Genomic DNA, 10674 nt, shown 5'->3' with positions numbered 1-10674 from the left:
TCCTAGGTCATTATAAAATTTCTTTGATGTTTCATAGTCTTTACTTGGTAAAAAAGTTCTAAGTAGTTTTATTTTCATTATTTAATTACTCCTTTTTAAATTTGTATGCTACAAATTCTATAATTACACCATAAACCCCACCAACCAAGAATCCAGTTAAATCTAAAAAATTAGTAGCACTATAGAATGCAAACGAAACAAGCAATCCTACGATAAATCCTCTTATCAATAACATTTTCAAAGGTTTACTAAACGGCATTACTCCAAATACAAACCCCATAAGAAAACGATTAAACCAAAATGCAAATAAATAGTAATTTGCTAATGGTTCAGTATTTCTCAAAGATGCTCCAATAATACAGACAACTCCTAAAATAGCACCTGTTATCATTGTTACTTTTAATCTTCTAATCATATAATTCTCCTTTTATAGAATTAAAGTTTTTTGTGTGTACCATCGCAATACGGTTTGTTATTTGATTCTTTACAAGTACAAAGTTTTCTTGTCTTATCTTCATCTACTGTAAATAAAACTGGTTCACAGAAATAACCTTTATGTGACCCATCACAAAATGGTTGTGATTTACTTTGTCCACATTGACACCATAAATACTGTTTACCTTTTTTTAACTCAACTGCAATTGGTTTAAATTCTTTTTTATCCATTTTTTATCACTCCCTCTTTAATTTAAGTATATATCAATTGTCTACTGATTCACAATATTCTTTAAACGCTAGCAATCCTTTTAAAGTCTCTTTTTTAAACATTGGTTTGAATATCCATATAAATAACTTCATTACAAATCCAAACTTAAATGTAGTATCCATACTATAAACTGTTTTTCCCTCTTTTGACTCAAATCTATTCACGCATTCATTCCAAACAGAACCCATCTCGTATACTGTTGTTATAGATCTTGGGGGATTAAATTCGGTAATAGTTTCAACCATTTCTTGTGACTTCCCATTGTTTTCAATAACCATTAAATACTTTGAATTCACTTCATCTAATTTACCCTCAATCAACTCAAAACTTTTTAAACCTTTTATCCATTTAAACGAAGCTTCTCTACTTCTTAATTCATTTACAACAAAATCTAATTCTTTATTAATAACTACTTGCACTGTATATCTCATCTAAATCACCATAAATATAGCAAACACAACAAAGGTAATACTAAATTCACCTAAAATACCTAGTAAATTCACTTTGAATAAAGCCATATTCCCATCAAATAGAGAATTCTTTAATCTAGTGCTTAATATAATTATATAAACAATATCTAATAACAGGAATAACTCAAATACTGTATCTATATTTAAAGATGCAATTAAAAAATTGATAAGGATAACAGTTACTAGACTCAGTACAATTGTTCCACCCATAAGTAATCCCATGTTGCTATCTTCTGCTTTAATCTCGTCAGATGTTTTGTTAATTGCCTTCAACCATTTTTTTCCCATTCCTTTTTCAGAATAATAAAATGCACCAAATGGCATAAATAAAATCGCAGTAATAATTGTCGGTAATATCATTATCTCAAAAATCATATAATACCTCCTTATTTGAATATACTTAATTATAACATATATAAATAAGTATGCAAATTATTACACAAAAAAAGAGCTTAAAGCTCTTTTTCATCTAATTTAATAACTTTTTAATGAATTCTCAATAATGTCCCAAAACTTTTCAACATCAATCTTTTTTGCAACATACGTGTTATTTGGTAATCCTAGATATCCAAACATATCACAGTTTGTTCTACCATAACTTGCGCTATGAGAAATGTCAATTTGACAATTTACATAACTTACTTCTAATACAGAAGGGTCTATTAAATATGCAATCGTTACTGGATCATGAAGAGGTGATCCTTCGAATCCAAAAACTCTCTTCTGATTCTCGTTGAATACTCTCATCAATTTAACAAACATATCTGAAACCTTATTATCAATCTTTTCCATTCTATCTATAACTGATGGATATGTTAGTACTTGTCTTGTAACATCCAACCCTACCATTGTTACTTTAACATTTGAATTAAAGACTATATGAGCTGCTTCAGGATCACAAAATATGTTAAACTCAGCCGCAGGTGTTACATTCCCATTTTGATAACTCCCACCCATTAGAACAACTTCTTCTATGTTATCTAGTATTCTAGATTCCATTCTAATTGCTAGTGCTAAATTTGTCATTGGACCAGTTGTTACTACAGTTACTTTTTCATCACTACTCATAATTGATTCAACTATAAAATCTACACCATGTCTTTTATCAAATTGCTTACTCAACTTAGGGAAAATATATCCGTCTAATCCTGTTTCTCCATGAATTGCCTCGCAAACTTCTACTTCTTTGATAATTGGATTGGTTGCTCCTAAACAAACTGGAACATCTATTTCTAAGAATTGACACAAATTCAGTGCATTCCTACCCGTTTTCTCAAGTGTTTGATTACCAGATTCAACTGTAATACCTAGCAAATCAAAACGCTTATTGTTTCCTGCTAAGATTATTGCAACTGCATCATCATGACCTGGATCACAATCAAGTATTAATTTTCTTTTTTTCATAATATTACTCCTTTTAAATTTCATCTATATTCTATCTTACTTCAAGTTCAATCACTTATTGTACTGGTATAGAACAACACCAGAAATTATTATACATAATGATATAAACTGGGCAAGATTGATTGGATTTCTTTCTGCACCAAGCCAACCAAAATGATCTATAAGTTTAGATATAATTAACTGAATAATAACTGAAATCATAATAGTAGTGAATGCTCCATTTACTACAAAACTTCTTGATATTGAGAATATTATCAAAACTCCCATTGAACCAGCAATCACTGGTAATAGGTTTATATTGGACATAAACTTAAACGTAGCTTGCCCTCTTAGTAAGTATACAATTATTGCCACAATCAAACCAAATAGATGGACTAAGATTACAGTCTCTAGTGATCCTACTTGTTTGTTTAATTTTCCACTAAATGCAGTTTGAAATGTTATTGCTATACCTGCAATAATAGGTAACATTAAATACGCCATTTTTTTAGTCCTCATTTTCATTATAAGAGTCTTCATATATATTCCCTCATTTAGTTTCTTTTATTTCGGTTCTAGTGTTTCGATATAAGAATAACTTTCCAATATCAGTCGCACTATTAATTGCTCATCTTTAAACATGTTTTCTGTCAATAAAATGTACCCTTGCATCTTTGCCCCATACGAAATAAAGTAAGATGTATCATACTTTAAAAAAAGTATTCTTTTTGCTTTTCTTTAGAGAATCTAATCCCCATCTCTCCTGCTTTATTATATAAAGTAAACATATGTCCATTATGTGAAGTATAGGGCATAGTTTTACCTTTTCTATTAAATCCAGCATTCAATAAAAGAGAATCATATCTCTTTAAACCTTCTTCATAATTCATAAAACACCTCCTATATATATGACTAGTATATCACAGAGATACCTTGTAATAATAAAAAAGTATTACACTGAAACAAACAGTGTGCTATAATACGATAGATTTGGAGTGATCATAATGAAATTTATTGTTCAAAAGATTAACAGAAGTCTTTATTATGGATGGGTTATTGTTATATTGAGTGCCATGACGTTTTTCTTAAGTGCACCTGGACAATCCTATTCAATTGGTATATTCAAGGAAGTATATTTATTGGAATTTGGATTCTCTGAAACGCTTATATCATCAGCCTATAGTATAGCTACATTAATTAGTGGTTCTCTACTAGTATTTATGGGTAAAGCAGTTGATAAATATGGTGTTAGAAAGATGTTACTTATTGTAACTATAATGCTTAGTTTAACCACGTTCTTTAACAGTTATGTATCAAATATATATATGATGTTCTTTGGATTCTTTTTATTAAGATATTTTGGACAAGGATCTATGACTTTAATTCCAAGTACTCTGATTCCACAGTGGTTTGAAAAGCGACGAGCTTTTGCACTTAGTGTTGCTACGATAGGTGGATTGTTGGCCATGTTATTGGTTCCATCATTGAACTTATGGCTGATATCTAGTATTGGTTGGCAAAACGCTTGGAGAGTTTGGGGACTTATCCTATTGGTTGGTTTCGTTCCAATTGTGTTTGTATTTACATCAAATAAACCAGAAGATATTGGCATAACAATAGAGAATGATACGTCAGTATCTGAAGAAAATATAAAAGCAGTTTTACTTGAAATAGATAATGTAAGTTTTTCATTAAAAGAGGCAATAAAAACAAAAGAATTTTGGATTGTTGGAATGATCAGTATGATTCCTGCTATGTTTAGTACAGGTATTGCCTTCCATATTACAAAACTTATGGGTATACGTGGAATATCAGGTTCTGGGGCAGCCCTTATCCTTGGTTTCTTAGCACTTCCAGCATTTATAATGCCCTTTGTGTCAAAACTGGTTGTTCATAAATATCAAGTAAGATATGTTCTTCTAACCACATTAAGCATGACAATTATAAGTATGTTTTACTTAATGTTTGGAGTTCTTAACTTTACGACTGCAGTTATATTTATTATATTCTATGGATTAGCAGTCGCAATTCAATCTTTATCAACAAATGTATTTTGGCCAGATAATTACGGTAGAAAACATTTGGGAAGTATCCGAGGTGCTGCAACTGTGTTTATGGTTATTGGTAGCGCACTTGGTCCACTGCCATTTGGAATTGCATATGATTTGAATGGTAATTATCTGATTGCCATTATTGGGATGATTGCTTTCACTACTATCGCTTTGTTGTTATCATTCTTTATATCAAAACCTAAAAAGAGAAAATAAAAAGCTTCAATCAAATGATTGAGGCTTTTTTTATTGTTACACTGTTCAAATGTAGATATAACCCAAATATTACAGATTTACCAAAACGGGTCTAGTTTGACATCAATGTGATGTGTTATATCATTTTTAACCACCGTATCTTCAGATATATTGAATGAGTACCCTATTTTTTCTTTATGAATATACCCTTTATATGGAGTAACTTTTACATAACAAATAGTATCCAGTTTTTCATTGTTAACTTCCTCATACCAATTTTTAAATACTCTTTTGTAGACTTCACGAATTGATTTATTTTTTTCTTCTAATGGATGTCCAGCAACAATCGCATTACACCAAAATCTATTATGCCCTCCATCAGAGACCATAGTGTACTTATTGTTTTGAATTTCTTTAACATAATTGGCTCTTGTATCTGTGACAATCCAGAATGAATCCTCATAGTAAAAACTATCAACACTTCTTACTGATGGTACGTTTTCTTTTGCAGTTGCAATAAGTAGTATTGTGTCATTACTATATCTCTCTGTTAGTATTTCGTGTACACCACTTTCTTTGTAGTTTGATTTGTTCATTTTGAACCCCTTTCTGAAACCTATTGACGATTCCATGTTTCACTTTTCTATGTTATTATACTATGATTTTAATCAAATAAAAAAGGAAATTCTAGTTTAGTATTACACTAAAGAATTTCCCAAATCACATTTTTACTTATACGTTATATTTACTAAGCACAATCCTTTTGCAGGTACTGTATAGCCAGCTTGCTCACGAATTCCACTTGAAAACACATTTTGAATCACATCTAATTCCTTTTTTGATTGTCCTATCTCAATAAGAGTACCTACTATAATTCTAACCATGTTGTATAAGAATCCTTCTCCAAATATATCAACAACAATCATTGAACCTTCTTTTGATACGTTTATGCTGTAGATTTCTCTTACTGTGTTTTTCTTTTTACTTTTTGTAGAGAACCCTACAAAATCATGTTTACCTACTAATAGTTTTGATGCTTCTTTCATTCTTTCAATATCTAAAGATTCTTTAACCCAATAGCTATTCTTCCTATCAAAGACAGAAGAATGAATTCCATTCCAGATTTTGTATTGATAGTGCTTCTTAGAAACATTAAATCTTGAATGAAATTGCTCATGTGCTATCTCTACATCACTAACAGCAATGTCTTCTGGAAGATAGTGATTCAAGTATTTATAAATTTCCTTAGTGGAATACGTATTAACCGCATGAAAATTTGCGATTTGACACATCGCATGTACACCAGCATCTGTTCTACCTGAGCCAATAATTTTTATATCTGTTTTATACAGTTCAGATAATACTTTTTCAATTTTATATTGTATAGACTTTTCATCATTCTTTAATCTTTGCCAGCCTCTATATACTGTTCCATCGTATGCTATAGTCATCTTATAATTCTGTTTTTTCATTTTCTCACTTCTTTCTTCATTCACTATTTATGGTGAATAAGGTCCATTATTATTATAGCATTAGTCACTGTTTAATTATATGAGTTTCCTTATAAAAAAGAGGGTATAAACTACTACCCTCTTTGTTCTAATTATTTTTAAGAACTTTATCAACCAGAATATCAACAAAATCTTTATCATTATAATTATGATCCAATCACCGTTTGTAAAAATACATTTTGTAATACATTCAATACTATAAATGTTATTACCAATGCGATTAATGGAGTTAAAACCCATCCCGTCGCAATTTTACCAATTCTAGATAGATCTATATTTCGTCCACCCTTCGCAAGACCAACACCCATTATTGATCCGACTACAGCTTGAGACTGTGATACAGGAACAAGTGGAAATGCAGGTAAATTGTTTGAAGTAAGGAAACTGTGTAATCCCTCTGATGAAAAGACAAATAATACTAATGAACTAGATAGAACAACTATAAACGCACTAATTGGTGATAACTTAAATATACTATTACCAACCGTCATCATTACTTTTTTAGAGAACGTGAATACACCAATAGCAATCGCAATCCCACCAAGTAAGAACAATTGTTGAATTCCTGTAAATGTTATACTTCCAATCGTTAAATCTTGAAAAGGAGAAACTTGTATAAATACACCCATAACATTTGCAATATTATTAGATCCTAAACTATATGAACCAAATGCTCCTGCAATAAGAAGCCCATATCGTGTATACTTATCCATTTTTACAACATGAACACTTGTGTGTTCAATAATAAACTTAACAATAAAGTAGATTACAACAGCAAAAATAGCTGCTAGTATTGGTGTGAATACCCAAGTTTGAGTAATTTTAATTAAAACATCAGTATCTGTTTGAATTCCACCAAATACATTCCATCCAATTATTGCACCTACTATTGCCTGAGAGGTAGAAACTGGCAACCCTCTTTTGGTCATCATCATAACAGTAAATGCTGCAGATGCAGACACTGCGAATGCTCCAGCGATTGCATCAATTGATCCAAGTTTACCAAGTGTATGTGCAGTTCCAGAACCACCTGCTACTGCTCCAAGTATAACAAATATACTACATATTATAGCTGCTGTAGTAAATCGTATCATCTTAGTCCCTACTGCTGTTCCAAAAATATTTGCTGCATCATTAGCACCAAGTGACCATCCCATAAAAAGACCAGCTGAAAGGAAAAAACCAGTGATTAATAAGACTTCCATATATCAAACACCTCCTTGGTTCTAAACATCATTATATACTCCTTTTAAATCTTAAAACAGATAACTTACTTGCTATTGTTTCAGCCACATCTGATAGCTTTGCAAAATCAGCTGCAAAACTGGAAAGAAGCATCTTTTCACTCAAAGATCCAGTCAATTGATCATCAAAAATTTTGATTTTCAACTCGTGTAATAACATATCTGCTTCTGACTCAAATAGATTTACTTTAGTAATATAATCCTCAATTGTCTTGAACTCTGTGAAATAGATTCTAACTGCCTTAATAAGTGTTTCAGCTGCTCTTTTTGATTTTTTTGCTATATGTCCAAAGTCATCAACTAAAGATGAATCGATTTTAGGTTTTATAACTTGTAAGTCTAAAAGAACTTCTTTTGCAATATCATTTATATCATCCATAGAATCCATTAGTTCTAGAATATCTGCATTTAAATCTGGAACTAAATTATATCTGAAAAGAACATACTTAATATTTACTAGATGTTCATCTGCTTCCTTTTCTTCTTCATTAATCATTTTTGTACGCTCATCAAAATGTTCATGCTCGTCTCGAAGATATGATTTAACTCCCTCTAAAAATGTATTCGCACCTTTTTGCAAGCAATTAAGATACAACTCTATCTCTAACTCTAACTGTTTATTTCGATCCTTAAATATTCTCATAACTCTTCCTCTTCTTTCTATATTCACTTTACCAAAATGTTGGATTATATGGGTTCAATTACTTAAAATAGGTATAATGCAACCTTTATAACCCTAAATTTTACCAAATTTTGGAAGCCTTTTCAATGGTTTGTTGTCTATTTTATTAATATTTAATCTTTTTGTAGGTTTATTCGAAACTTCATATTTATATGATTTCAATATGTTCTTCTCAACCTCTTCCTATTTATTCTACAGTCAAAACACTTACGTCTTGAGTATAAAATATGAGCAAAAACCACATTGCCTACTACCCAATGTATAAACTATGATTTTATGTGCACCAGATAAAAAAGACCTCTCAACTGACAATCAGTTGAAAAGTCTTAGTAAACGAATATTTTTTGAGGATAAGAATCCCCGAATAGTATCCACGTCCACAATTTCTAGTCAATTACTTTTAACCATAACATTTGAGATTCGATTAGAAATTCTGAAATAAGTTTAATGAATTTGGAATAGTCCAATGTTGTATGAGCAAAATCTAATGCATCATAGTATTCAGCTCTTCTAATTTTTGTTATTATAATCGGAGTATATCCGTATTTCATTAATTCAAAATTCATCAATAATCTTGCTGTTCTACCATTACCATCAATAAAAGGATGTATTTTAACAAATTCTCCATGTAATAAACAAGCTTTTATAACTGGATGAAAGTCATTCCATTCTTTACTATATTCAATCATTAGTTTTTGCATAAGTTCTATCAATATTGTATGATTTGGTGGAGTATGATTTGCTCCACTGATAATCACATTCTCGTTTCTATATTTTCCTGTATTTTGATTATCTATATCTTTTAGTATTAAAGAGTGAACATTCTTAATATTCCATTCAGATATATCTTCGTTTTCGTTAATCATTTCTTCAAGAAATACAATAGCATCTTTATGATTAATTGTTTCTAAGTGTTCTATCACACTTTTGCCTCCAATTGTTATTCCTTCAAGAACTACTTTGGTTTCAGACATTGTTAATGTATTCCCTTCAATAGCATTACTATTGTATGTCCATTCAACGATTAGTTTTTCACGAAGTCCTAATGTTAATGAATTAGATAAAGGTCTATACGAATCAATTTCTTTTTTCATTATATCTATTGTTTTAAAATCAAATTCTAATCCAATATATTTCTTAATGTTTTTCCTTCTAGTATCATAAGGCTTTTCCTCGTCTTCTCTAATAAGCCAGCTCTTTCCAACTTTCATAGCGCTATCGATGCGGCCTTCTTCACACAACAATCTTACTCTGCGATCATTTATACCCCATTTATTTGATATTTCTTTAGTTCCAACATATTTCATGATATCACCTCTCAATACTATAATAACCCGTTATCGGTATAATGTCAATTAGTAATTGTACCTTCTAATTTATCGTATACATCCTAGAATATATTCATTTTTTAAATTACAGTCGTCCACATGCACCACTTAATTATCAAACTCCAAGTGAATTTGAAAATAACGCTAAATAAAGACATAAAAAAGGCCATCAATTACTGATGGTCTTTCGTTTAAATAGTAAAGTGTCCAACTTTTAGTGTCCAATTTACTATCCGCATTCCAAATACAATACATGCAAAAATTATTAAAAGAAAAGAAAAAGGGATATATACTTCAAAGATAATAAAAAAAGAATTCAATCGAGTGAATGAATTCTTTATATTGTCTTCATCTTGTGATTCAACTTAGTATTCAGTTTGGTAATCAGTTTGGTATTCATCTTATTATTCAGCTTGATCATCCTCTTCATTCTCCCCCTGATTTACAACTGGTCTTCTATAACCCATTTCTCTTCTCTCAATTTCTTTGACAAGGGGATGATTACGATGCTTTCTATAATCTACTTCCTTATACTTTCTTAATGGATTTTTTGGTTTTTTAACAGTTACTTGAATAGTATTATAATCATCTAGATCATTGAAATACTGTGAACTAAAAATAACCTTTTTCAATACGTTGTCCTTCAATACTTCTACTGTAATTTTCCCACACTCAACATCATTAATTTCTACGATTTTACAACTACCAAAAAATTTATGTTCTATAGTACAACCCATTAGATCATTCAATCTTTTTTTCACCAGTCTAAAACCCTCCTATTTTTATTTTATGATTATAAATTTTAATACTTTAACTTGATAAAGTCAACATTTTTTTACTTGAAATAAAGTTTTGTAAAAAATTTATATATTTGCCAATAAAAGAAAACATTGTCCACACATATTTAAGTCCTTTAAAAGGAAGTTGCATTAAATACAAAACAACCTTTATAAACCATAAAACAGGTTTGATAATTATTGCTCTTATTATTAGAGCCCAGGCCATTGGATTAATCATATTTAGAAATCCTCCTAACCCTTTATGTAACCGTAAATCTATCTTTTCGTTTCTTTCGCAATTTTATCACCTTCCTCTATTCTGAAG

General features: G+C 30.3%; 14 protein-coding genes. 1 reads left to right on the top strand and 13 read right to left on the bottom strand.

Annotated elements, in window-relative coordinates; all coding sequences use genetic code 11:
* Positions 1-85: 85 nt before the first annotated feature.
* The 7 genes from AC2LE6_RS06955 to AC2LE6_RS06925 form a co-directional block, all read right to left on the bottom strand.
* Positions 86-415, bottom strand: a complete 330-nt coding sequence (locus tag AC2LE6_RS06955) for a hypothetical protein (RefSeq protein ID WP_484478542.1) — start codon at positions 413-415, stop codon at positions 86-88.
* A 20-nt stretch (positions 416-435) separates the two neighbouring features.
* Positions 436-666 carry a CDGSH iron-sulfur domain-containing protein gene (locus tag AC2LE6_RS06950; RefSeq protein ID WP_484478541.1) on the bottom strand — a complete coding sequence of 77 codons (231 nt, stop codon included), beginning with the start codon at positions 664-666 and terminating at the stop codon, positions 436-438.
* Positions 667-699: 33 nt separating this feature from the next.
* Positions 700-1137 carry a hypothetical protein gene (locus AC2LE6_RS06945; RefSeq protein WP_484478540.1) on the bottom strand — a complete coding sequence of 146 codons (438 nt, stop codon included), beginning with the start codon at positions 1135-1137 and terminating at the stop codon, positions 700-702.
* Positions 1138-1551 carry a DUF1761 family protein gene (locus tag AC2LE6_RS06940; protein ID WP_484478539.1) on the bottom strand — a complete coding sequence of 138 codons (414 nt, stop codon included), beginning with the start codon at positions 1549-1551 and terminating at the stop codon, positions 1138-1140.
* 99 nt (positions 1552-1650) lie between these two features.
* A complete protein-coding gene (locus AC2LE6_RS06935; RefSeq protein WP_484478538.1) occupies positions 1651-2580 on the bottom strand; it encodes a nucleoside hydrolase in 930 nt (309 codons plus the stop codon).
* 51 nt (positions 2581-2631) lie between these two features.
* Positions 2632-3099, bottom strand: coding sequence for a DMT family transporter (locus AC2LE6_RS06930; RefSeq protein ID WP_484478537.1), 468 nt, complete (start codon positions 3097-3099; stop codon positions 2632-2634).
* A 170-nt stretch (positions 3100-3269) separates the two neighbouring features.
* Entirely contained in the window at positions 3270-3449 is a 180-nt protein-coding gene (locus tag AC2LE6_RS06925; protein WP_484478536.1) for a hypothetical protein, read from the bottom strand.
* A gap of 114 nt (positions 3450-3563) precedes the next feature.
* Here AC2LE6_RS06925 and AC2LE6_RS06920 point away from each other — a divergent pair, with 114 nt between their 5' ends.
* Entirely contained in the window at positions 3564-4826 is a 1263-nt protein-coding gene (locus AC2LE6_RS06920; protein WP_484478535.1) for an MFS transporter, read from the top strand.
* A 77-nt stretch (positions 4827-4903) separates the two neighbouring features.
* Here AC2LE6_RS06920 and AC2LE6_RS06915 read toward each other — a convergent pair whose 3' ends face one another.
* The 6 genes from AC2LE6_RS06915 to AC2LE6_RS06890 form a co-directional block, all read right to left on the bottom strand.
* Positions 4904-5401 carry a hypothetical protein gene (locus AC2LE6_RS06915; protein ID WP_484478534.1) on the bottom strand — a complete coding sequence of 166 codons (498 nt, stop codon included), beginning with the start codon at positions 5399-5401 and terminating at the stop codon, positions 4904-4906.
* Positions 5402-5533: 132 nt separating this feature from the next.
* Entirely contained in the window at positions 5534-6277 is a 744-nt protein-coding gene (truA, locus tag AC2LE6_RS06910) for a tRNA pseudouridine(38-40) synthase TruA (RefSeq protein WP_484478533.1), read from the bottom strand.
* Positions 6278-6462: 185 nt separating this feature from the next.
* Positions 6463-7521: an inorganic phosphate transporter gene (locus AC2LE6_RS06905; RefSeq protein ID WP_484478532.1), complete on the bottom strand. Its 1059-nt coding sequence runs from the start codon at positions 7519-7521 to the stop codon at positions 6463-6465.
* Positions 7522-7552: 31 nt separating this feature from the next.
* Entirely contained in the window at positions 7553-8203 is a 651-nt protein-coding gene (locus AC2LE6_RS06900) for a DUF47 family protein (protein WP_484478531.1), read from the bottom strand.
* 425 nt (positions 8204-8628) lie between these two features.
* Positions 8629-9336 (bottom strand): Fic family protein, encoded by a 708-nt coding sequence (locus tag AC2LE6_RS06895; RefSeq protein ID WP_484478543.1) that lies wholly within the window; start codon positions 9334-9336, stop codon positions 8629-8631.
* A gap of 638 nt (positions 9337-9974) precedes the next feature.
* The gene (locus AC2LE6_RS06890) at positions 9975-10331 is read right to left on the bottom strand and encodes a hypothetical protein (RefSeq protein WP_484478530.1); all 357 of its coding nucleotides are present in this window, start codon (positions 10329-10331) and stop codon (positions 9975-9977) included.
* Between the last annotated feature and the right edge of the window lie 343 nt (positions 10332-10674).

The sequence above is a fragment of the Candidatus Izemoplasma sp. genome (assembly GCF_982632705.1).
The sequence above is the reverse complement of the archived record's forward strand: the minus strand, read 5'-3'. Positions and strand labels throughout refer to the sequence as shown.